The 21,895-nt window shown below is 58.7% G+C and carries 20 protein-coding genes; 9 read left to right on the top strand and 11 right to left on the bottom strand.

The window, feature by feature from the left end:
- Positions 1-21: 21 nt before the first annotated feature.
- From AC0L30_RS34265 to AC0L30_RS34250, 4 genes are read right to left on the bottom strand one after another with little or no spacing between them, the layout of a single operon-like run.
- The gene (locus AC0L30_RS34265; RefSeq protein WP_473406206.1) at positions 22-1,116 is read right to left on the bottom strand and encodes an acyltransferase family protein; all 1,095 of its coding nucleotides are present in this window, start codon (positions 1,114-1,116) and stop codon (positions 22-24) included.
- Positions 1,113-2,219 (bottom strand): acyltransferase family protein, encoded by a 1,107-nt coding sequence (locus AC0L30_RS34260; protein ID WP_473255867.1) that lies wholly within the window; start codon positions 2,217-2,219, stop codon positions 1,113-1,115. Before AC0L30_RS34260 ends, AC0L30_RS34265 begins: the two co-directional genes overlap by 4 nt.
- A gap of 8 nt (positions 2,220-2,227) precedes the next feature.
- A complete protein-coding gene (locus AC0L30_RS34255; RefSeq protein WP_473255868.1) occupies positions 2,228-3,571 on the bottom strand; it encodes a hypothetical protein in 1,344 nt (447 codons plus the stop codon).
- Between the two features lie 7 nt (positions 3,572-3,578).
- A complete protein-coding gene (locus tag AC0L30_RS34250; protein ID WP_473406205.1) occupies positions 3,579-4,790 on the bottom strand; it encodes an acyltransferase family protein in 1,212 nt (403 codons plus the stop codon).
- Positions 4,791-5,511: 721 nt separating this feature from the next.
- Between AC0L30_RS34250 and AC0L30_RS34245 the strand changes: the two genes are divergently transcribed.
- The 3 genes from AC0L30_RS34245 (at position 5,512) to AC0L30_RS34235 (ending at position 9,003) form a co-directional block, all read left to right on the top strand.
- The gene (locus AC0L30_RS34245) at positions 5,512-5,922 is read left to right on the top strand and encodes a hypothetical protein (RefSeq protein WP_473406204.1); all 411 of its coding nucleotides are present in this window, start codon (positions 5,512-5,514) and stop codon (positions 5,920-5,922) included.
- Positions 5,923-5,952: 30 nt separating this feature from the next.
- Complete coding sequence (locus AC0L30_RS34240) at positions 5,953-8,184, top strand: GNVR domain-containing protein (protein WP_473406217.1); 2,232 nt, start codon at positions 5,953-5,955, stop codon at positions 8,182-8,184.
- A 525-nt stretch (positions 8,185-8,709) separates the two neighbouring features.
- Positions 8,710-9,003 carry a hypothetical protein gene (locus AC0L30_RS34235; RefSeq protein ID WP_204513783.1) on the top strand — a complete coding sequence of 98 codons (294 nt, stop codon included), beginning with the start codon at positions 8,710-8,712 and terminating at the stop codon, positions 9,001-9,003.
- Positions 9,004-9,042: 39 nt separating this feature from the next.
- Here AC0L30_RS34235 and AC0L30_RS34230 read toward each other — a convergent pair whose 3' ends face one another.
- Positions 9,043-10,473 carry an undecaprenyl-phosphate glucose phosphotransferase gene (locus tag AC0L30_RS34230; protein WP_473255871.1) on the bottom strand — a complete coding sequence of 477 codons (1,431 nt, stop codon included), beginning with the start codon at positions 10,471-10,473 and terminating at the stop codon, positions 9,043-9,045.
- Positions 10,474-11,066: 593 nt separating this feature from the next.
- Here AC0L30_RS34230 and AC0L30_RS34225 point away from each other — a divergent pair.
- Positions 11,067-11,804 (top strand): metallophosphoesterase family protein, encoded by a 738-nt coding sequence (locus AC0L30_RS34225; RefSeq protein WP_473406203.1) that lies wholly within the window; start codon positions 11,067-11,069, stop codon positions 11,802-11,804.
- A 105-nt stretch (positions 11,805-11,909) separates the two neighbouring features.
- Here the strand turns inward: AC0L30_RS34225 and AC0L30_RS34220 are convergent, their stop codons facing one another.
- Positions 11,910-12,173 carry a hypothetical protein gene (locus AC0L30_RS34220; protein ID WP_473406202.1) on the bottom strand — a complete coding sequence of 88 codons (264 nt, stop codon included), beginning with the start codon at positions 12,171-12,173 and terminating at the stop codon, positions 11,910-11,912.
- A 561-nt stretch (positions 12,174-12,734) separates the two neighbouring features.
- On the opposite strand from AC0L30_RS34220, the gene AC0L30_RS34215 reads away from it, so the two are divergent.
- On the top strand, positions 12,735-13,001 hold the full coding sequence (locus tag AC0L30_RS34215; RefSeq protein WP_473365929.1) for a hypothetical protein: 267 nt from the start codon (positions 12,735-12,737) through the stop codon (positions 12,999-13,001).
- Positions 13,002-13,774: 773 nt separating this feature from the next.
- Here the strand turns inward: AC0L30_RS34215 and AC0L30_RS34210 are convergent.
- From AC0L30_RS34210 to AC0L30_RS34200, 3 genes are all read right to left on the bottom strand, one after another.
- The gene (locus tag AC0L30_RS34210) at positions 13,775-14,170 is read right to left on the bottom strand and encodes a hypothetical protein (RefSeq protein ID WP_473406201.1); all 396 of its coding nucleotides are present in this window, start codon (positions 14,168-14,170) and stop codon (positions 13,775-13,777) included.
- Between the two features lie 504 nt (positions 14,171-14,674).
- Positions 14,675-15,589 carry an amidohydrolase family protein gene (locus AC0L30_RS34205; RefSeq protein ID WP_473406200.1) on the bottom strand — a complete coding sequence of 305 codons (915 nt, stop codon included), beginning with the start codon at positions 15,587-15,589 and terminating at the stop codon, positions 14,675-14,677.
- A 289-nt stretch (positions 15,590-15,878) separates the two neighbouring features.
- Complete coding sequence (locus AC0L30_RS34200; protein WP_354127442.1) at positions 15,879-16,367, bottom strand: lipocalin-like domain-containing protein; 489 nt, start codon at positions 16,365-16,367, stop codon at positions 15,879-15,881.
- Between the two features lie 275 nt (positions 16,368-16,642).
- On the opposite strand from AC0L30_RS34200, the gene AC0L30_RS34195 reads away from it, so the two are divergent.
- Positions 16,643-18,433, top strand: coding sequence for an adenylate/guanylate cyclase domain-containing protein (locus AC0L30_RS34195; protein WP_473406199.1), 1,791 nt, complete (start codon positions 16,643-16,645; stop codon positions 18,431-18,433).
- A gap of 105 nt (positions 18,434-18,538) precedes the next feature.
- Here the strand turns inward: AC0L30_RS34195 and AC0L30_RS34190 are convergent, their stop codons facing one another.
- On the bottom strand, positions 18,539-18,742 hold the full coding sequence (locus AC0L30_RS34190; RefSeq protein ID WP_473406198.1) for a hypothetical protein: 204 nt from the start codon (positions 18,740-18,742) through the stop codon (positions 18,539-18,541).
- Positions 18,743-19,009: 267 nt separating this feature from the next.
- On the opposite strand from AC0L30_RS34190, the gene AC0L30_RS34185 reads away from it, so the two are divergent.
- The 3 genes from AC0L30_RS34185 to AC0L30_RS34175 all read left to right on the top strand — a co-directional run bounded on the left by AC0L30_RS34185 (position 19,010) and on the right by AC0L30_RS34175 (position 21,136).
- Positions 19,010-19,597 (top strand): phasin family protein, encoded by a 588-nt coding sequence (locus AC0L30_RS34185; RefSeq protein WP_007595372.1) that lies wholly within the window; start codon positions 19,010-19,012, stop codon positions 19,595-19,597.
- Positions 19,598-20,584: 987 nt separating this feature from the next.
- The gene (locus AC0L30_RS34180; protein WP_007595373.1) at positions 20,585-20,878 is read left to right on the top strand and encodes a hypothetical protein; all 294 of its coding nucleotides are present in this window, start codon (positions 20,585-20,587) and stop codon (positions 20,876-20,878) included.
- Between the two features lie 27 nt (positions 20,879-20,905).
- Positions 20,906-21,136: a hypothetical protein gene (locus AC0L30_RS34175; RefSeq protein WP_007595374.1), complete on the top strand. Its 231-nt coding sequence runs from the start codon at positions 20,906-20,908 to the stop codon at positions 21,134-21,136.
- A 170-nt stretch (positions 21,137-21,306) separates the two neighbouring features.
- On the opposite strand, the gene AC0L30_RS34170 is transcribed toward AC0L30_RS34175, so the two are convergent.
- A complete protein-coding gene (locus tag AC0L30_RS34170) occupies positions 21,307-21,738 on the bottom strand; it encodes a hypothetical protein (RefSeq protein ID WP_245285917.1) in 432 nt (143 codons plus the stop codon).
- Between the last annotated feature and the right edge of the window lie 157 nt (positions 21,739-21,895).

Genomic DNA, 21,895 nt, shown 5'->3' with positions numbered 1-21,895 from the left:
CGTGGCAGATATTGCGATCTTCTAGGCGGATTGTTCCATCTTGTTCAATGACCGAAAGAACATGCCGCGGACCGCGCCATCCAACAGGCGTCTCAATCTTACCTCGATCAGCTCGTAGCTGATCGCGCTTGCGACCAGCGACATCAACGAGCCCAGCAGGATGAATGCTGCCCACAGCAGCCAACGGTCGACCCCCACAGCGACGAGCTTGAGCCCGATCACCTGCAACGGAAACAGGACAAACGGGTGCACGAGATACAGGCTGTAACTTATCTTGCCGACATACTGCAGGGCCGGCGTGCTGAGGGCCCTGGCGAGACCGGAGTCCGGGGCCAGCACCATGGCGAACAGCAAAAAACCGGGAATAAGACCCACGAACGGGTGAAACAGCACGAGGCTCGCGTACATGGCGATCCCGCAAGTCAGGCCCGCCATCAAACCAAGAGGTCCCGGAATGGAGATGCGCCAACCCGTGGCGCTGAGAAGCATGCCGATGCAGAAGAACGCCGTGATCGGCCAATGCAGGAGACAGGCCACGCCCAGCAAGATCAAGGGCGCCGCCAGCATTCTGCCTCCGATGCGCCAGACCGAGAATGTCAGCGCGAACCAGATGTAGAACGCCCATTCGTAAGTCAAGGTCCAGGCATTCTGCTGGGCGATGGGTAAGCCGAGAGCATCCTGCACGAAGAAGAGATTGGCCGTGAAGATCGCGAGATAACCGGTCAGATCGATCCCGCGGAAGAATTTGTAGCCCACGATCGGGCCGATCACGAACAACGCGAGGTGCAGCACGACGAACACCGGCATGATGCGCAGGATGCGGTCGAAGAAGAACCGTGTCAGCGAGCCGTGCCGCACCAGACTGGCCGGGATCAGGAAGCCACTGATCATGAAAAACAGCTCGACACCGTGGCCGCCGACATTGATCACCGATTGCAGCCAGAGCCAGAGCGGCGGCAGGAAGCCGGGATCCGCAATGTCGTACACGCCTCCCTTTGGCATGTCGTAGAAATGATCCATCAGGACGCTCAGAGCCGCAATGCCACGAAGTCCCTGGACGGAGGGAACGAAAGATCCGTCGTATCCGGCATTCGGCTGGCGCGTTGTTTCGATCACTCAGCTGCCCCCTGCGCGCTGAGCGCTGGTTCGAGAACGACCGCCCTCCTGCGCTTCGACCGGAACCTCTGGCCGAACGAGATGCTGGGCTTCTCGACGAATGCATATGTCGACCAGCTGACCAGGATCGACAGCGCCGCGACCAGCGCAGCGAAGGCGGCCCATCCCAGCGGTCCATCACCGAGCCAGACGAGGCGATGGATCCAGACGATCACGAATGGCGACATCAAATAGACGGAATAGCTGATCGTTCCCACGAACGCCATCGAGCGCCAGGCCATTCTCTCACCGAACGCCGCAAACGCGATGAAGACGAGCGCAGCGCAGACATAAGCCGCCCCGATCGAGTAGCTGTAGAAGAAGTTCTCCTGATAGACGCCGCCGAACCGCCTCTCCGCCAGAGTGATGGCGAAGACCGCATAGAACACCGTGCACACGGCGACGTGCGGCCATCGCAGTTTTCCGCCGATGACGGTGTCGCGGATGACCTTGCCCAGGAACATCGCCGAGAGATTCAGCCCAACCTCCATCAGCGACGACACCGTCCTGCTTTCGACCAGAAGTGCTGCGGCTGTCCCGACCAGCGCCGCAGCAATGACAATCCCGACTGCAGTAAAGCGCCGGTTCAGCAATCCCATCGCGAAAAGAATAGTGCATCCGACATAGAACAGGAGTTCGATCGCCAACGTCCAGTAGAAGACCCAGAGGTTCGGAATGTTCACGAAAGTCTGCAGCATCGTTACGTTCGCGATGACCTGCGACAACGGATAGGCGTTGGACTCCAGCACCTGCATCGTGACGAGCCCGATCACCATCGACGTCCAGTACGCCGGATAGAGCCGAAAGAAGCGGCTGATCGTGAAATCGCGCACGGGGGTCGCGCTGTCCGGAAAACTGAACGGGATGACGAATCCGCTGACGAAGAAGAACAGCACGACTCCGAACCGACCGAAGTTCATGTAGTAGCCGATCGCATCGTGGAAGACCCAATAATACGCGCCGGTGGGGTGCTTCTGGACGATCACCTCGAACACGTGCTGGAACAGCACCGCCAACACCGCAATGCCGCGCAGCGTATCGATGAATGCAAGCCGTCTATGCATCGTTTATCTCACCTGCTCCCACGCGCAGCCGTCCCTGGCATGTCCACGCCGAAACTTTCCAACGAGCGGATCGGCCGCGGCAATTCTATCGGAACGGCATCGGCTGCCCGCGCGGACGTCGCCCGCCGTGAGAATACCTCGCTGAAGCTCAAGGCGATGATCAGGAGTCCTGATGCCGGACCGTAGTTCAAGACCGTGATCGTAAACAGGTTGACGACGAAGAGCAGCGTCAACTTGTAGACGTCGGTCGCTCCGAAGTTGGCCCGGAATACCATCACCATGAATGCGGCGAACGGAAGCCCGAACATCAGGTATGTTCCGATGTAGAAGTTGTCGACCGGTACCCAGTACGCCGCGAGCGGCGAGAAAAGCTTCTGCGGATAGTTGAAGCAACCCGCGCCGCAGCCGGTGATCAGGCCGATCGGCATCAGCTGGCTCATATAGACGAACGGCAGCTGCCAGCTATTGTTGATGCGGTCGAGGATGCTGAACAACGTCGAGTGCGGCACTGCTGCGGTGCCCGATGCGACCACGATCATGAAGAACGGAACGAGGATCGCAGCGAACGACCACAACGCGATCGCGCGGATCGCGGGGAAGCGCGACTTCTCCGGCAGCATTCGCACCATCACCAGCAGCACAAGGTACAGCACAAGAACGATCATGGTCGTCTTGCTGGTGGTCAGACGAATGACGTAAACCGCCAGGGAGCCGTACAGAAGGCACCACAGCGTGCTCTTGCGGATCGACGTGATCGCAAACGACACGAGGATGAAGAATGCGGCCATGGTATTGTCGGCGGCAAAGCCCATCAGGCGCTGATCGTCACCGCCATAGGCCCACCACAGCCGGCCCGCCTCACGCACGGCGCCAAAGGATTCATATTTGTAGCCGACCCAGGGCATGAGGTAATACTTGGTCAACAACACGCCGATGACGGAGAGATAGAAGGTCACAGCGATGACCGACAGCAGCTTTCGGTAGGAACCCAGGCTCGAATCGCAGAAGCAGAATCCGACGAACACCGGCAGCATCATCTTGAAAGCCGAGATCGCGGCGGTCGCAGTGCCCATCATGAAGTAGCCGAGCACCAGCGACAGCATGATCTGCGCGAACACCAGGAGCGCCAGGGTGCTGCGGTTGCGCAAAATGCAATGCACGAAGAACTGGACCAGACACAGAAGCGCGACGCCGTCGGGCAGGTACCAGAGCGTGTCCAGATGAAAGATGCTGGTGTAGTAGCGGATCACGCCGCCGAAAGCGTCCCGGACCAGATAAACCCCGAGCGCGATCGCCTCGATGTTGAGGCTGACCAGCGTGATCTGCGGGCGCTGCAGCGCAAGGGCCGTCATGCTCGCCTCAATTCGTCAGCCGCGCGGATGGCGCGGGAGATCGCGAAAAATCGGGCCGGCTTCCAAGAACATTCCGAAGCAGCTTGCCGCCAAGAATCTCGACGTAGAGATAGCTGAAGTTCGAAACCGCCAGCACAGCGGCCAAGGAGATCACGAGATTCAGCGTGGCCGGCAGCCCGACCCAGATCGAATCGAGCGCCGCGATCGGCCGTGGCCCGAGTGCCCGCACGAAGTACTCCGCGAAGAGCACCACCAGCGCATGCACCATATAGATGGAGTAGGATCTGCGCCCGAGCCACACCAGCGGCCGCGCCACCAGAATCTTCGGCACCAGCAACGCATCCGGAAACGCCAGCAGGCTGCCGAGGAAGGCTGCGAACACAAGCGGCGCCAGGAAGGTGGCCGCCGGATTGGTCTCTGCGAGGCTGACCAGGACGATACTGGCAATCATGGCGATCAGCTGCAGCCCTCCCTGCACGGCAGGGCTCGGCTTGCCTGGCAGGCGACGAACGATCCTGACGGTCAACACACCGAGGAAGAAGCTCACAAAACAGCGCAGGATGCCGAAATCGGTCTGGAGTCCCAGACTCCTCTTGTCGAGCACGAAGACGATGACGACCAGACTTGCGACCGCGACCAGCCCGGAGACGGCGTAGAACCACGACAGCGAACGCATGCGCTGGGCCAGCAGGACGATCAGGCCGAACACCAGGTAGGTGTAGAATTCGACACTTATGCTCCAGCTCGGAGCGTTCCAGCTGAGATAGTCGATCAGCCCCATCGAATGCAGGAGAAAGACGTTAAGCAGGAAGGAATAGGCATTGTTCACCTCGAAAGCGGCGGGCGCGGCAACCACGACGCCTGCGGCGACCAAGCCGATACGTAAGAGGCGGAACAGCAGGTTTGCGATCAGCATGACGATGTGAAGCGGATAGACCCGCGCCAGACGCCGCACCATGAATTCGCGCAACGAGAAGCGCCCGAAGTCGCCCTCGACGTAGCTCAACGACATCACGATGCCACTGAGGACGAAGAACAAGTCGACCAATAGCCACGCGCTTCTGAAGAACGAGCAGTTGATCCATGCATTGTGTGGGAATGCCGCGAGAAAGGTCGGCATCAGCAGGAGATGGTGGATCACCACAGATGTCGCGGCGATACCCCGGATGCTGTCGAGCGGCAGGACATGCGCTTTCTCACGATGAACCAACTCCGTCACATCGACATTCCGTAGCTGTTGCACCGCAGCAGTCTGTATCAGGTCTTTGCGTGCTTTCAATCGTCACGATTGGGGATTCGCGTATGACGCATGACGACCGGCGATAAATTCATCGCTCTCTGTCATTCGAACATGCGCGCGACAACTTTGCGCCATTTTTGCTGATCGAGAAGCATCGCGACGAACGAACTGACTCGTCAGCGAATGGTCGCGAGCATTTGCGAACAAAGTATGCGCGAAACCCGGCGGTGTTGCGATTTAGCCTGTATGGAAGATGTTTCTTCATCCGCGGGCTGCCGCCGCTGGAACAATTGTCGTGTGTCAATTTCGCGACGAGATGATTTCGATCGCCTCATAAATCTTCAATCTGCAAAATTCGCGGGCGGCATTGTGCTGATCTCGCGAGCATTGCAAATCGTAGTTGCACAACCGACGAGAGGTAAGGCACTGATGTGGCAATCGACGGCACACGCGACCGAGTGAAGCCCGCTTTTGCGTCGCACAAAAATTGACACAGTTGACTGCCACTCTTCGTGTGTACTGGTTTTGCAGCAACGACGAAGGGACACGGATGAGCTGCGGAGTGACGCCTCGTACGAAGCCGAGATGGCTACCCGTCATCTTGACGGGATTTGCTCTGATCGCATCGGGCGTCGGTCCCGCCCGAGCTCAATGCGTCGGATTTTCGGACCGCGCCTCACAAACCGAACTCGACGCCTTCGTGAAGGCGCCGTCCTCGCTTCTGGAGCGGCTACGCAACGACAAAGAGAAGCTGAGGTCTCGCCTTTCTTCGTATATCGCGACCAATCCATCGGTGTTGCCGTCGGTGCAGACGCTTATCTCCGAATCGGCTTCTCCCGACCGCTCGACCATCGGCGCAGCGCTGCGGCTCGCAGAAGCGCTGTGTACGTCAACGAAACCGGACGCTGCGCGCAAGATTAGGGATTTCACGCAGCGGGTCGGCGACCTCGCCGTGCAAGCGGGCTATTCCGCGGCGGGAGAAGATGGCTCCAGCACCCAATTGCAGCCGAGTGACAACAAGCCGACGCAGTCTCGGGGCGGAGCGCTCTTGGAGGGCGAATGGAAGACCAAACTGGCCAACCCATTCAAACCTGTTCCCCTCCCGAATTGATCTTTGACCATTAAGGCAGCGAATTTTCAGATGTATCAGCCTAGAGAACACTTCCAATCGGGACACCGGTTCGGCATCGAGTTTGGCGGCGCGGTCCTCAGCTTTGACCGTGTGACCGACGTCCTTCGTCGGCAATGGCCGCTGATCGCTGCGGCAGTTGGCGCTTCGCTGGCTCTGGTGATCGTCTATCTGGTGCTGGCAAAGCCGATGTATACGGCAAACGCCCGCATCATGATGGACACCCGGCAAACCCAGGTTCTCGACAAGGACAGCGGGACCAACAGCGCTCTGATCGACACCGGCTACGTCGACAGCCAAGTCGAAGTCATCAATTCTGACGATCTTATCCTTTCAATCGTTCGCCGCCTGCGGCTCACCGAGGATCCGGAATTCAACGGATCCAATCCAGGACTTCTCGCCGTCATCATGGGCAAGGTCATGTCCGTGTTCGAATCCGGCGAACCGCCCACACAGGAACGGATCGAACATGCCGTGGTCGAATCGATTCAAAAGAGTCTCAGGGTCGAGCGCGTCCTGACCACATACGTCTTGTCGCTCAATTATCGCGCACACAGCCCGGACAAGGCAGTCAAGATCGTAAATGCGATAGCCGATGCCTACATCGTGGGTGCACTGGAAGCAAAATACCAGTCCACGAAACGGGCGACCGAATGGCTCCAGCAGCGAAGCGTCGAGCTCAGCGAGCAAGCGACGGCCAGCGACCGCGCGGTGCAAACCTTCAAGGCAGAGCATAATATCGTCGGAACCAGCCGCGGCCTCATGTCCGAGCAGCAATTGTCGGATTTGAATACACAGCTGGTTCAGGCGCGGGCGGCCACGGCCGAAGCCAAGGCGCGCCTCGATCGGATCGAAGCGATTTCCGACCAGGACCTCGCCCAGCCCACCGTGACGGACGCCCTTAACAATTCGGTCATTACGCGCCTGCGCGCCCAGTACCTCGATTTGCAGGCTCAATATGCCGATTGGTCAAGGCGCTACGGCAAGACTCATCTTGCGGCGGTCAATTTGGCCAACAAGATGGAGGAACTGCGCAAGAATATCGCCGATGAGCTCCATCGGATTGGCGACGCCTATCGCAGCGACTACGAGATCGCAAAAAGCCGAGAGGCATCTCTCGACAAGAACGTGAAAGAGCTGGTCGCCCAGGCGGGTCACACCGGCCAGGCGGAAGTCAAGCTGCGCGATCTCGAAAGCGCGGCCGACACCTATCGCAATCTCTACAATAACTTCCTGGAGAAGCTGCAAAGCGCCACCCAAAACCAGAGCTTCCCGCTCAGCGAGGCACGCCTGATCAGCACCGCGACCAAGCCCGATCGCAAAAGTTCGCCGCGGACGGTTTTGGCCCTGGTGGGCGGCTTGGTCGGCGGCCTCTGTCTCGGCTTCGGCGCCGCCTTTGCGCGCGAGCTCCTCAACGACGTCTTGCGGACCCCCGGGGAGGTCGAGGACGAACTGGGCGTGAAGTGTCTTGGTGTCCTGCCAGATATTCGCCCGCCGACAAAGACACGCGCGTTGCTTTCGGCATCCGCGAAAGCCGACGAAGCGGGACTATCCCGCTACGTCGTCGATCATCCGTTCTCGCGGTTTGCCGAAACGTTGCGCAACATCAAGGTTTCGATCGACGTTGCGCGCATGACCCGAGAGATCAAGGTCATCGGCATTGTATCGTCGCTGCCAAAGGAAGGAAAAACGACGGTCGCGGCCAATTTCGCTCAGTTGATTGCCATGACAGGTCACCGCACCATCCTCATCGACGGCGACTTGCATACGCGCTCACTCACGCGGGAACTCGCACCTGACGCCAACAGCGGACTGGTCGAGGCTCTCAGTGACCCCACCGCCTTCAGCTATCACCTGCAACGAAGCAAGGAGACCGGTCTCGATTTCTTGCCCTCCATCGTTGCTTCGCGCATGGTCAATTCGGCCGACGTCATCGCATCGAGGCCAATGGCCGACCTGCTCGCGATGCTACGGGAACACTACGAATATATCATTATCGATCTTGCCCCTGTGATGCCCGTGGCGGACTCCAAGGCGTTCAGCGTCCTCATCGACGCAATGGTCTATGTGATCGAATGGGGAGCAACCACGCGAGCTGCGCTTCAAGAATCAATTTCGGGATCGGAGATCCTTCAGAAGAAGCTGCTGGGTGCCGTCCTCAATCGCGCCAACCCGAAGATGCTTGGACGCATCGAGGCGTATAAGGGTAAGCACCGCAACAGCTATTACGTCGAACATTCCTAGAGCGAAGGGGGCGCAAGCCGCACAGTCTGCGGCTGCATCCCTCGCGCATGCCCCGCCCTGCTGACGACCGCCGCGGAGCCTTCCGAAGATAGACTGCAGAGGGCACTTTTCGGTCCCGCCGTCTGCAGGAACGGACGGAAACGGCCGTCGAAAGTTCGCAGCCGCGGCGGGACGCCCGGCGAGGCGAAGACCCGTCAGCGGGCTCTATTGAGTTCCGGGGTCACGAAGACTCGGAACCAACCCGCCAAGTGACATTATCGTCGGCTCCGATACGCGTCCGATCTCCGTATTCATCCGGAATCCACAAATGGCGATCTCTGCCATAGCCCAAGGCATGGATTGACGACGGCGATCCGGACGAAAGATAGTAGATAGTGACGTGTTGCCTGCACAAACTTGCCCCCGGCACGAAGGGCTATTGATCGTGACCGCAGCCTGGACTGCCGAATCTTTGAGCACCTTTCCTTCCGAGGTTCAGGAGGCTAACGTGCGCTCATACTCTTCGTACTTTTTCGGCAGGTTCGGATGGTGATTGCTCTTATCGTCCTGAGCATCTGGGTGTTGCTCAATATTCTTTTCGTGTTGATCGTGGTTCCCCCGCGTAAGGCCCGCCGGGAATCCCGGCCGCTGGCGACCACTCTCGCGCCTGCCCCGCTCGATCCGAATCGCCGAGAACTCGAGCATGACGAGCCTTTTTCGCTTCGCCACGTCGTCGCCTCAGTCGCCATGGGAGCATTCTTCGTCCTTGTGCCGCCAATGCTTGCGCTGCGGGACGCCGTCCTTCGCCTCTTCAAGAAGACCCCCGGCAACGGAAGCTAACGGCTCATAGGTGCCGCCGGTCCCCCAAGGCGGATCCTATTAATAGGCCTCCTGGAACAGCACCGTCGAGGCCGTACGTGCCATGATCTTCAGATCCAGCCAGATACTCCAATTGCTGACGTACCAGACGTCGTATTCCACCCTTTTTTCCATCAGATCGATCGTCGGGGTTTCCCCCCGGAAGCCGTTGACCTGAGCCCAGCCTGTGAGGCCCGGTTTCATGTGGTGGCGGTAGACGTATTTGCTGATGAGCTCGTCGTAGTAATTGTCATGGGCGAGCGCATGCGGGCGCGGCCCGACCAGGGACATGTCGCCGCGCAAGACATTCCAAAGCTGCGGCAACTCGTCGATGCTTGTCATGCGAAGGAAACGCCCGATCTTGGTGACCCGAGCATCCCGCTTGGTGGCCTGGGTAATCGTCTGCCCGTCTTCGCAGACCGTCATGGTTCGAAATTTCCATATCTCGAACGGCTTGCCGTTGAACCCTCGGCGCGACTGGCGGAAGATGGCAGCCCCTGGCGATCCGAGCTTGATCAGAACGGCGACTGTCAGCAGCAGCGGTGTAAGCATGACGAGCGCCAACAAGGCTACCCCTACATCGAGGCAGCGCTTTTGGAAACGCTCGAGAACACTGAGCGGCGGCCGCTGAATCTCGACCGCCACGGTCTCGCTGACCGGCAGGAATGGGCGCGACACGAGGTCGGCGAGAGAATCGTCCGGCAGAAGGCGTACCGGTTGGGGCACCGCGCGCAGGTAGGGCCCGATCTTTCGAAGCATCGGCAATTCGTTCCAATCGATCGCCAAAAGATACTCGTCGACGTCCGCCTGGCGAGACTGCCGAATGACATCACGAATCTGTCGCTCCCAATGGCCATCGCCGCTGTCGATCCCAAGCACGAAATGACGCATGACGTCGAAACCGTTCCGGCGCAAATCCTTGAAACGGTTTGAGGTGAAATCGAGCGGCTTCAGGCTCAGCAGGATCACCTTGCGATCGACCAGCCGGCTTCTGGCATAGTTTGTCGCGAGCACGAACTGCCAGACAAAGCGCAGGCTGATCAATCCGGCGCCGCCGATTGCAGCAAAAATAATCACTGTGCCGCGAGACAGATTGTCCGTCGACTTCAGCAGAAAGGCCGCGACAGCGAGGATCGTCAGCGACGCCAACCAGATGAAGACCGCCTTGCGCAGCTGCCAGACCAGATTCAGCAAGCGGTGCGTGGCGTAGACATCCTGGGAATATGCGACCGCGACGAACACAACGCCGACGATCAATCCTGCGCCCATCGATGCGCCGTCGCCAGTGGAGGCAAGCGCGACATTGTAGAGCGCCGCCCCTGCAGCGTAGCTGAGCAGGATGAGCAGCAGGTCAGCAGCGATGATGACGATCTGAAAAGGCCGCTGAAGAGCCGTGCCGCGCGTTGACGACAGTGCACCAGCGCTTTCAGAACCATAAGTTGCAACAGCCATTCGAACCTCTGCTATCGAGAATGCTTGACGCTGATCCGTGATGCTGAAGATCCGTCACTTCCCCGAACGCAAACTGTGAAGTGAACACAGCGATATTGTGGCGCTGCACGCGAAACTTTTGCGATGCATGAATGTATCGCGTTTTGTTGAGATGTCATCGGGCGCGGAAGCCTTGCGTCACAGTGCTGACACACGATCGAAACTCGCTGCCCTATTTTGAATCAAGTTCCACTTCGAATTCGGTCGGGCACTTGCAATGAAGCGCTAGCAGCTCATCTTTGATGCGCCTATTGCCACATTGAGTGGCTCCGCAGCGATACGATTCGATTACTAGAAGTTTGATGATTTGCGATCTAAAGCTGTATCTCCTCAACCGTCTTCAGCGAGACATGCATCTTCCGCGCTGCCGGGCGCGATGCAGCCCATGGCAGAATTGCCTGATTTGCTCAGCGCGCGCCGACAAGCTAAGCAAGCGAGTATCCTCCTTTCCTTCGGCGCAATCAGGCCGTCTGAGAGGCGGCACTCTTCAATAACGTCCGGCCGTGGACCGACTTGGCGAAATTATCCTCACCACCTCACCGAGTGTGCGCGCCATGACATCTCTTGCCCGATCACACCCGCCAATTGACAGACCGCAACTGCCGGACGGCGTTCGAATTTACGCGATCTCGGATATTCACGGCTGCTCGCATTTGCTGCAGCCCATGTTGCGGGTCATCGATGCCGACGTGGCCCACAGTCGGCCACGCTATGCGATCGAGGTGTTCATGGGCGACTACGTCGATCGCGGACCGGACACGCGCGCCACCCTTGACCTCTTGATCGAACGAAGCCGGCGGGGAAATTCGATTTTTCTCAAGGGAAACCACGAGGCATTTCTAGTGAGGGTTTTCGAAGACCCTTCGTTGTTTGAAGACTGGCTTCGCATCGGTGGCGCCCAGACACTCATGTCCTATGGCCTCGCACCGCCAGACCTGAAGCGCGACGACCCGGCGTCGATCATGCGCGACTTGATCCGCGCAATGCCGGGGGAGCATCTGGAGTTCCTGGACGAACTACGGCTTAGCTTTACCTGTGGAGACTTTTTCTTCGTCCACGCCGGCGTTCGCCCGGGTGTCCCCTTGGCCGAGCAAAGCGAAAGCGACCTGCTTTGGATTCGCGAAGAGTTCCTTCAGAGCGAGGAGCAGTTCGGCAAATATATCGTTCATGGTCACACGCCGGTGCGCACCGCCGAAGTCCTGACAAACCGGGTCAACATCGATACGGGCGCCTACGCGACGGGCAATCTAACTCTCATGAGTATACAAGGCAGCCGGATGCTGGCGGTATGACTCGCCCAGGATATGCCTAGCCCAGGAAATGTTTGCCGATCCATCGGGAGATTGTTTTCCTGAAGCGAACGGACGGAATCGGCACTCACGAGTTAACGGCGTCAGCTAGTTGAGCACGAGCGGCACTTCCCGTCCTGCTCGCGTTTTGGCCATCCAATTGCGCCAGGCCCGCTCATGCTTGGCGTAGAGCTCCAGCCATCGTTGTCCGGGCTTGTTCTGATCAAAGCGAAGGCCAGGGTCGAGGGGGGCGTCGGGCTTGTCCAACGTCTCGAACTCGATGGTTTCCGCAATCGTCAAACCGAAAAGGACACGCTGTCCTGTACCATCCACGATGTACCGTCGCGGTGCGTCCCTCATCGGCTGGGTCATGTCATGTGTCGCCTATGGTCATGAGAACAGAGATGTCGCTCGCACGCTGGACGAGGCCTAAAAGGCACGTCGGACGTGTCCGAATGCTGAATTGGGAGTCGATCGGGACGTTCTGCGCGAGGTGCCGGAGGGCTCGTTCGTCGTGGTTCGTTGCGACCGCCGGGTACGCAGCGCATAGACCAACATGACGCCGGCGCAGAACATCAAGGCGAAGACAAATGCAGAAGCCATAGGAGTCGTCCCTGAATAGTGCGGTGCTCATCAAGAGTGAGCAGTGTGTCGACATCATGATTCCCGATGATTCTTGGTGACTCTCCTGGTGCCAAAAGATTGCCCACGCCTGATCTTGTCCTGAGCAACAGCATCTGAGGTGTCTGGTAGCGCGATCTTTTGGCCGGACGCACCGACACGGATGGTCACCTCAAATCTGTTCTGTCCCGTCCAGGTGGATTGGCGCACCTGAAGAGCTGGCTTTCGCAGCCATTCTATGGAACGAAGCGCTTGCAACCTTTCAGACGCCGTCGCATTATTTCTCGCCCATTTTCGAGAGGGATTGATCCGATGAACTTCCGCACCCTTGCTCCATCCATTGCTCTTTCTGTTCTTGGCCTTGCTTTGATAACGACCGCAGCTTCAGCCGCGGAGCTTGCGCTGGCTCCTGCGCATCATCGGTCGGCCTACGTCCGAACCGGTTACGTGTTTTGGGATGATGTCTACCCGCCTGCGATCTATGGCCCCAACCTTCGCCCTGTCGAGGAAGTCGCGGCGCTCAAGGCGGAGGCCCGGCCCGTGTCGCAACGCTGGTGGGGGTATTGGTACGCTCGGTGAACGGCAAACCGTTTAGCGACCAGCCGCGTTCAACCATGAATCGCCGCAACACCGGGCAGCTGGTGGCGGCGATTTTGTTTGGGGCTTGCCTGGCCCATCCAAACATGATCACCGAACGGGCGGATCGTCGGCCCGTCATTTCGCTACCAAGCCCCTCGCGTCCAGGAACTGACCGGTTTCGAATTGCGGTGTCGGGCGAAAATCGCAGGCAGCGCGGATCCTCGGTCATCGCTGTGGAAGTGACCATCAGATAGCGCCGTGCCGACTGGCGAGGAAGCGGAGCGCTCTCGCTGCACGGCTCGATAGAGAAATTGAGGCAGCCTCAGCCCGTGCTGCGTAAACTCAGTTCCGTCGCGGAAGGCTCCTCACGGAAGGCTGCCGATTGCCGGCAGGCTTTCGACGTCCCATCGGGAACGCTGCTACTTTGCCTGCGCACCCCGGTCCCAAGGCCGCTTGCCATCCGCGCCCCTGTCCCACGGGCGCGCCGTTGGGGCGTCCTTCTCCTGTGTGGCTGCCTGCGCACGATCGGCCTGAACCCGTTCGCGATCGGTTAATGGGGCCTTCGGAGTTGCCGGTTCGGGCTGCGCCAATGCCGGCGTCGCGATGAGCAGCATCGCCAAAATGAATTTTCTCATCCCCGGCTTTAACACACCGGCCGCAGGCTGTCCGATCTATTCGGAGCCCTCCAAAGTTCAAAGATCCGCCTAATCTCCAAAGCTCGAAGGAAAAGGCCCGCAACGGTGGACCTTTCGGTGAGAGTTGAAATGGATCGCCTATTTCTGATCTTCGTTGCTGGTGCCCGATCCGGGGCTTCCGATCGGCAAACCATTAGCTGAATGACCAACCCCAGAGTTACGCTCGGCCTGCGCGGCGGCCGGCGTCTTTCCGTTCGCGGTTGGGAGTTGGACGTTCGGATTGTTCTGGCTTGAGTTGGGGTTACTCGTGTTCACGTTAGCGCCGGTGGTGGTGCCTTGAGTCCCCATGCCGGACGGAGCCGAGGGGCCCGAGGTCGCGCTGCTCGACGAGGTGCCTGTCCCAGCACCAGAGCTTGCCGCCGAACCCGCGCCGCCGCCGGCTCCCCCACCCGAGCCGCCGCCACCACCTTGGGCGAGCGCGGTCGACGAGAATGCTATGCAGGCAACGACAACAAATAGAGGTTTGCGGATCATGGATGCGTCTCCCTGAGCTTGAACAGCAATCACGACAGGCGGTGGAAGTTCCTTCGCTGCCGCGGTCCGAATTCCCTGCGAACAGGGAATTTTACAGGGAAAGCGCGCCTGCGGTGAGGCCGCTATCCCATGAAAATGCGAACATTTGCCTTGAAATTCAGCGCATCCGGGGCGCGATCCGCCGAATCCGAACAGGGAATTTATCGGTAGTGAACAGGGAATTTGCGTGCAAACGGCTGGACGAAACAGGCGATGTGCGGGCTACGGGGAATAGCGCAAGCATCGCCTGTGGATCACCGCCAGTGCAGGGGCGGCGTCTGCGCACGGCGAGGAATCGCGAACAGTCGCCGAATTTAACTGGCAGCAGGACCCTCCTAGTCTGTGTACTCATTAAGCAGCTGGCCGCCTTATGTCCGCTCACCCCCTACCAGCGGCGGGAAAGCGGACGTCTGCCGAGGTCGCTGAAGGGCCAACAGCAGACTCGCGCATCGCCGCAAGGTTAGCTCATGCCCAGCGAAGCCGCGCCAAGATCGCCCGGCCCATGACCCAGTCCTTGTCGCTTTCGGTGAGGAATGGAAGCTCCTCCGTAAATTGCGTCACGCGCTGCCGATAGGTGGCCCGGGCGAACGAATTGGTAATATCGGTGCCCCAATAGCAGCGCTCCGGTCCATACGCGTCGAAAAGGCGCTGAATATGCGGAATGGTATCGCGGAATGGATAGGACTCGGTCGAGATCAGTGGCACCGAGGACAGCTCCACCGAAACGTTCGGGTATTTTGCGAGCTCGGCCGCCTCGGCAATAGCTTCCGCCACTTGGTTGTTTTTCCCGGATTGTGATGAATCAGCACGAGGGCGAAGGCCCGCGCCGACGCCCATGTGGTCGAGGATAAGCGTAAGGCCGGGGTGTCGCTCGGCGATACGTGCGAACAGCGACGTCTGGCCCGATGTGAGAAACATCACAGGCAAACGAGCCTTCTGCGCGGCCGGCCAGAACCAGTCCGCGGTCCCGTCAGTCAGCCACGCGGCTTCGTCGGGCCCGAAGTTCAATCTCACGCCCAGAACGCCGGGCTGGTCGCGCCACGTCGCAAGCCGCGCTGCGCCCTCGGGTTTGTTGAGGGTCACACGCGCCATGATCGCGAAGCGGTTCGGATACCGTTTGACGGCCTCTTGGGCATAGTCGACGCGCTCGCCTTCGAGTGATGCCGGCGGAACGATGACGACGCGATCGACGCCGGCCTCGTCCATCAGCGGTATGACCCGCTCGATGGTGAAGGGCTCGGGAAGCTGCGGCTTGGCACCGGGTAGCCAGGGTCGCTCCGGAGTGCTCGCCGGCCAGAGGTGAACCTGCGAATCGACGATCACCCGTTTTGGCTGCGCAAATGTCGTGGCCGGATGAACTGACAGCACGACACCGGTCACGACGGTGCCGGTGAGGAGACGACGGCGTGAAAGCATTCAACCTCCTTGACTGCTTAATGTTGTCACGCGCGGTGGCGGCCGAAGCCCGCGCTATCCAAGCGCTGCGAATTTGCTCGCATTTATGAATGTAAATCAAAGTTGGGACCATAAAGGTTCAAAGGGTGATTGGCATCGCAGCTTTCCTGCGGCGCATATTGGCTCCGTTGGTCCGATAACGGAAGTCGTCGTTTCTTAGTTCATGCCTGATCGACGCGGGGCGGAGCAGAACACAGGTGCCACCCCAGCGCTATTAGCGCTCGCGTTCCCAAGTCAGGCTTCCTACCACTCTCTTTCCGGGAAAAACGGAGCTGACTTGTTCCGCCGTTCGAATGGTCAGCTTATCTCCTTCCAGCTTGAAGAATCGTATTTGGTCCTGTCCGGTCAAAAGCTCATTCCCCGATATATCAACTTTGGTCGTAAACTTGTCTCCTTCGATCATAAATTTTCCGGAGTAGGCGAGGAGTGACTTCAGAAGGACTGCCGACTCCTCATTGCTCGTTGCCGGTTTGCGATTTGCCGCCACGATGACGAATGTCACGTATCCGTCTGCCGCGAAGACCGCCCTGCCTTTGGGATTGGGACCGAAAGGCTCAGTCGCCTCTCCACCGATAATCTGAATTGTCCATGAGCTTAGCTTCCAACTACCTGCGAGTTGCCCCGCTGTATCCTCCGCAAGGGCAAATCCAGCTTGAAAACAGACGCATACAATAGCAGCAGCGAGCACACGGAGAAGTACCATATCTTCCTCCCTCTCAGCAGATGACCGGGTGCGTTCAAACAAATGCCAAGGCTAGCTGTGAGAGAGGAAATCCGCCAGAGCGAGGGGTCCGGGAAGGTCTGCTGTGGGTCAAAAGCAGCTGGCGAGCCACGCGCAGCTCGGCGTCCGGTTTATCCAGCGACAGCGGACGTCAGGGAGGCTGAACCGCTCTTCTTAGAGCCAATAACCGATTGTCCGTCCGGGTGGGCATTCCTTCCGATCCGGCGTAGAATGGCATTCAGATTGGATCGCGGGTCATGGCACAGGAGCGGCTAGGACGGATCGAACGGAGGTTGGCGGCTATATTGGCCGCCGATGTGGCTGGCTATTCGAGGCTCATGCACCATGACGAAGAGACCACGCATACCAAACTGACAGTTCTCTTGGCGGAGGCTGTTGATCCAACAATCGCCGAACACAGCGGCCGGATCGTCAAGAATACCGGCGACGGGTTTCTCGCAGAGTTTCCGAGTGCCGTCGAAGCTCTTCGGGCTGCGATGGTATTCCAAGCGCGCGTTCGCGAACTTACCGCCGGCGCCCCGGAAGACAGGCGCATCGCTTTTCGAGTGGGCATTAATATTGGTGACGTCATCGTCGAGCCCCACGACATCTTTGGCGATGGGGTGAATATCGCCGCACGGCTTGAGAGCGTCGCAGCACCCGGCGGCATCTGCATCTCTTCGGCTGTTTACGATCAGGTCCAGGGCAAGTTTGGCGACAGGTTCGCCGATATTGGTGAACAGAACCTCAAAAACATCGGCCGTCCGGTTCGAGCTTATGCTGTGGTTCTGGATGGGTTCGGCACGGCGGCGCTATCTCCGGGGGCGGGATCAAGCGCACTTTCACCGCCCCGCCTTTCCATCATTGTGTTGCCCTTCGCTAACCTCAGTGACGATCCTGGGCAGGACTACTTTGTCGATGGCGTGACCGAGAGTTTGACCACAGATTTGTCGCGCATCTCCGGCTCGTTCGTTATCGGCCGACACACCGCATTCGCGTACAAGGGCAAAGCGATCGATCTCAAGCAGATTGGCCGAGAACTGAATGTTCGGTACGTGCTAAAGGGTTCTATGCAGGGAGCCGGCGATCGACTTCGCGTAAACGTTCAGCTCGTGGACGCGGAAACTAGCGCGCATCTATGGGCCGACCGCTTTGACAAACCCGTCGCCGATCTTTTTGATATGCAAGACGAGATCGTATCGCGCCTCGCCAACACACTGGACGCCCAACTCACTGAACAAGAGGCCAGGCGATCAGAGCGATCTCCGCATCCCAATTCGATGGACTTGTATTTCCGAGGCAAAGCTTTGTTGCACAAGGGGTGGACGTTGGAAGGTGTGCCACAAGCGCGCGCGATTTTTGAACGGGCGGTGACCCTCGACCCCAAGAATGTCGACGCGATGGTGTGGATGGCTGGCGCCGATCTGATGCTTGGAGCGAGCTACTTGGATGACGCCACGAGCGAGCATTACGCAGTGGCCGAGGCGACATCAATAAGGGCGCTGTGCCTCGCGCCCAACCATGCTTACGCACACTTGGCTTTGGGCTGCGCATTAATGTGCACGAACCGCGCGGCTCAGGGCATCGCTGAGTTCGAGAGGGCGTTGACGTTGGATCACAATTTGGCTGAGGCTCACGCGCAAATTGGCGGCGCTAAGTTGTACATGGGGCGCGGAGCGCAGACAGTGACTCATATCAACGAAGCACTTCGCCTGTCTCCTCGTGATATCTTCGGCCATCGCTGGCTCATGATAGCCGGCTTTGCCAAGCTGCAGCTTAACGAGGATGCTGAAGCAGTCTGCTGGTTCCGCCGCAGCATCGAGGCCAATCGAAATGACGTGAACGCACATTTCGGGTTGGCTGCCGCGCTCGCGTTGCTTGGCTCGCTGGACGAGTCGAAAGCTGCTGCAAAGGCAATATTTGCGCTGGTTCCAAGCTTCACCATCCGCCGCTTCCGAGATGGAGCTTGCAGCGATAACCCAATTTACCTCGCCAAACGCGAGCGTGTGTATCAGGGCCTGCGGCTGGCGGAGGTGCCGGAGGGATGATGTCCGGTTTCCCGCTGAGCGACCGACTTCCGGTCCTCGCCTGCGTCCGGACATGTCGCTGCACTTCGCAACTGGCGCTATGGGTCAACAGCGGAAGTCGCGACGTTACCAAGCATATCGGGCGTAGCTGCGCGTCACGTTGGAGAACTCCCCTTCGAAGGTTGCGGCCGTAGACCAGCCGGTGATCCATTTCACTTCGGCGGACCCGGTCAGCAGCCGCCTGCCGTCCGCCGTTGACCACAAATCTCGTCCCCGGCAGCGTCTGAAACTGGCGTCCATGGCGCTGTGCTCGCGGTTGGTCAGCAGCACGCGCCCGATTCGAGCCTAGGTGAAACGTCAGTTCTCCTGACTGTGGCACGGCAGCGCGCCTATCCACTTGAGGCAATGGTCCATCACACCGGTTGGGTAACCAACTCCACGGATCCATTGGTGCTCCACGCTCGGCCGAGCCGCACGTGAAATCTCATTCCTTCCGGAACGGACGTAAACTGACCACGTTTTTTTTGCTTAGGATGCAGCTCTGATTGGGGAGCCGCAAAGCACCCCGAAAATGCCCGTGAGAGATGGAGAAGGACAATGGCCCACGAACGCCACGAGAACAGGGCTACCCATAATCCAGAGGATAAAGCTTCTCGCGCTGCCGAGAGAGCAACTGAGCAGACCCGGCGCATCGGATTGGCCGCGGCTGAGACAAACGAGCAAGTAGTGAAGACAGGCGCCAATCTTGTACAGCAGAATGCAGAGATGTTCCAGAACACGTGGCGCTTTGGCCTGGATATGATGACGGCGATGATGGGGCGTTCAGCAGATCACATGGGCAGAGCCCTTGGTGTGTCTGGAGATGAAGCTCAGGATGCGACCAAGAGATCTGCCCGGAACGCTGAGAGCATCCTCTATTCGGCCACAGCAATGAGCAAAGGTCTGAACGATGCTTCTCGAGAGTGCCTTGAGCTTGCGCGATATCAGATCGAGAGGAGCATGAAAGGAATGAGCGAACTTTGGCAGTGCCGAACGCCTCACGACTTTGCAGCGATGCAGACTGATTTGCTGCGGGAAAGTTTGGAGCGTACGCTACAGAGCAGTCGCCGGATTGCTGACGTTTCGGTGAAGGCGGTGGATGACGCCGCAACACACATGACCGAGACCATGAAGCGAGCAGCCTGATTTTAATTCGAGCGAAAATCAGCGGCCGAAAATCCCGGCCGCTGATCTGCTCGTTGACCTTAAGTCGGGAGGCGTTCGAGGGCACTGGTCATATTTAGATGTCCCGTCACGAAATTCACGGCAAGGTCGGTCAGCCTTCGCGGTGATCCGCGAGACCATCCGGGAGATGGACAAGGTCGCGAATCGGCTTGAGGCGACGAGCTGCGCCGATGTTAGAGGACCGCTGATCGAGCTCTGTCGCTCAGAATTCCCGGGGCAAGGTTCATGCTCAGGAATTCCACAACACAAGGTCGCGAGGGCGAAGCACGTAGGGCCGGACGACTGGTCTAACACCTGATCTGTAGCGCCCATTGGCGTCAATCCAATTCGGCTCTGAGTTCCGCTCCGGGTCATGAATGTCGATTTGAACCAGCGCCGATAACGTCCGGATTGCCCCGAGAGCCGAGGTCGAGCCAAGCGTCTAGCGCGGACGAAAAGGGCCAATACCAGAAATCATTCCGAACGGTGTTGCTGATCCAATCCGGGTTACCGCGCGGGCGCGTTTGGGCGCTACGTCTCCAATCGTCTGAAAGCCGACGCAGGTTCGGAAGGTTATCGGCTTGAGAATGGCCAACCTCATTAACGAGGAAGTCATCATGATCGATGTCCACGGCGTAAATCCCCCGCTCCGCCCAAAGTTGCGTGTCCTCTCCTTTCGTTCAAGCCGAGATGGGGCCGACTTCGTGATCAATCCGGAAGCCATCGCATTGCGACGTTAACGCCGCGCGAGCGGTAAGTTCTTTGACCTTGTCATTTGCGTTTAAAATCGACAAGGAGATCGCCGGCTTTAGGCGCAACAGAGCGCACGATGACGTGCACACCGCCACTACCACAGCACTGACCTCTTCGCGAAACACCTTGCGGCGCACCTACGGAACAGCATTACATCGGAGAAATTCGCGGAACGAAACGGCTCATCAGTCTTTCTCTGACCTTCGGGAGGTGCCCATGACTTCTCAAGCCATAGAAGGCGCATGTGCGTTCGCCTGGCGGAACTACTTGCTGCGCCATAGTGGTATTAGTGAGAACGATAACAGGCGTTCCGCCCTCTTTCGCTACGTCACCAATCTTCGCGATGCTGGCGAATATGATTTCGATCTCTTGCAGATAGCAGCGGTCGCTTACCTGAAAAAGCTGGACGAACTGCATGACGACCGACATGCGAGACTCGCCGCAGATCAGGCTTTAGCCGAGGGGTTAGCATCACGCAGTGCACAACCTGGCAGGTCGCTTTGGGCTTAATCACCCGAGCAGAAGGAGCAAGCAGCCATGGTAGACAACATCTCTAACTCAGGCCGTTTCGCGCGCGACGCCCAAAAGCGCACAACCGCAGCGACAGAAATCGGTATGATTGCCTTGAAGCCAATTATGCATTTTCAGGTCTCAATTCTGAGGATGTGGGCCGACAGCATCGAAAGGTTTGCGGGCAATTACGAAAAGGGATTCGAAGAAACCGTGACGGCAGTCGAGGAACAGTCCGACAAGGATCGCGTCGCGTAAATCAACGCAATCGTTCGACGGAGTCGGAGTTGGGTCATTCGCGTCGATTTTGCCCGCGTCTTCTCGATGTCCGCTCTGGCCCCGACTGCCGACGTGCCGGACACGATGGCGATCTTCGCCTTCGGGCCATGAGCCGACATCGCTCCAAGCAGCGATACTTGTCAGGCTCCTTAGCGGCCGTAGGGGAAGCAGCGGTGGCGATCGAGCGTGAGACCGAAATGCGCTCCTAGCGCAGCGATGGCCGCATCCTGCTCAGGATAAGGATCGGCATTGCATGCGGCAACGATGATGATCCGGAACCCGCCGCGATCCTTGCCACCCGGTGGCAGCATCGCTGTAGCCAGTGGATTACCCTCCCTGTCACGCAACGTGAGGAAAAGCGGCATCTCTCGCTGTACATGGGCCTCGAGGCCGATGTCGCGCTCGATCGCGTTGGGCTGCTCCGGACGCCAGGATTGGACTGCCTTCTCTCGCTCGCGGCAGAAATATTTCTCGACTGTGTGGCGCATCAGGCGCGACTCCTGCACCGCTTCACCTTCCGTCTCGATACGGAACCAGGTCTTACCCTTCGGCGCGTCGCAAACATACTGCATTTCGCCCATCCTGATCGCCGCAATTCTAGGTCGGCGGGCCCGCAAAGCCAGAATGTCATTCTCGTCGCGTTTCGATCTTTTGCGTTTTTACACATGGGGTAATTCCGGGCTCGGAGCCATACTCAGGCTCTGCGAATCAGCTCTCCAGGACTCGACGAGGCCTACC

It is taken from the genome of Bradyrhizobium sp. MI1.11 (assembly GCF_055811255.1).
The sequence above is the reverse complement of the archived record's forward strand: the minus strand, read 5'-3'. Positions and strand labels throughout refer to the sequence as shown.

Excerpts from the sequence above, each read along its gene's own strand:
- AC0L30_RS34260 (WP_473255867.1), bottom strand. The coding sequence starts at position 2,219 with ATGCATAGACGGCTTGCATTCATCGATACGCTGCGCGGCATTGCGGTG.
- AC0L30_RS34255 (WP_473255868.1), bottom strand. The coding sequence starts at position 3,571 with ATGACGGCCCTTGCGCTGCAGCGCCCGCAGATCACGCTGGTCAGCCTC.
- AC0L30_RS34240 (WP_473406217.1), top strand. The coding sequence starts at position 5,953 with ATGTATCAGCCTAGAGAACACTTCCAATCGGGACACCGGTTCGGCATC.
- AC0L30_RS34235 (WP_204513783.1), top strand. The coding sequence starts at position 8,710 with ATGGTGATTGCTCTTATCGTCCTGAGCATCTGGGTGTTGCTCAATATT.
- AC0L30_RS34230 (WP_473255871.1), bottom strand. The coding sequence starts at position 10,473 with ATGGCTGTTGCAACTTATGGTTCTGAAAGCGCTGGTGCACTGTCGTCA.
- AC0L30_RS34225 (WP_473406203.1), top strand. The coding sequence starts at position 11,067 with ATGACATCTCTTGCCCGATCACACCCGCCAATTGACAGACCGCAACTG.
- AC0L30_RS34220 (WP_473406202.1), bottom strand. The coding sequence starts at position 12,173 with ATGACCCAGCCGATGAGGGACGCACCGCGACGGTACATCGTGGATGGT.
- AC0L30_RS34215 (WP_473365929.1), top strand. The coding sequence starts at position 12,735 with ATGAACTTCCGCACCCTTGCTCCATCCATTGCTCTTTCTGTTCTTGGC.
- AC0L30_RS34210 (WP_473406201.1), bottom strand. The coding sequence starts at position 14,170 with ATGATCCGCAAACCTCTATTTGTTGTCGTTGCCTGCATAGCATTCTCG.
- AC0L30_RS34200 (WP_354127442.1), bottom strand. The coding sequence starts at position 16,367 with ATGGTACTTCTCCGTGTGCTCGCTGCTGCTATTGTATGCGTCTGTTTT.
- AC0L30_RS34195 (WP_473406199.1), top strand. The coding sequence starts at position 16,643 with ATGGCACAGGAGCGGCTAGGACGGATCGAACGGAGGTTGGCGGCTATA.
- AC0L30_RS34185 (WP_007595372.1), top strand. The coding sequence starts at position 19,010 with ATGGCCCACGAACGCCACGAGAACAGGGCTACCCATAATCCAGAGGAT.
- AC0L30_RS34180 (WP_007595373.1), top strand. The coding sequence starts at position 20,585 with ATGACTTCTCAAGCCATAGAAGGCGCATGTGCGTTCGCCTGGCGGAAC.
- AC0L30_RS34175 (WP_007595374.1), top strand. The coding sequence starts at position 20,906 with ATGGTAGACAACATCTCTAACTCAGGCCGTTTCGCGCGCGACGCCCAA.
- AC0L30_RS34170 (WP_245285917.1), bottom strand. The coding sequence starts at position 21,738 with ATGGGCGAAATGCAGTATGTTTGCGACGCGCCGAAGGGTAAGACCTGG.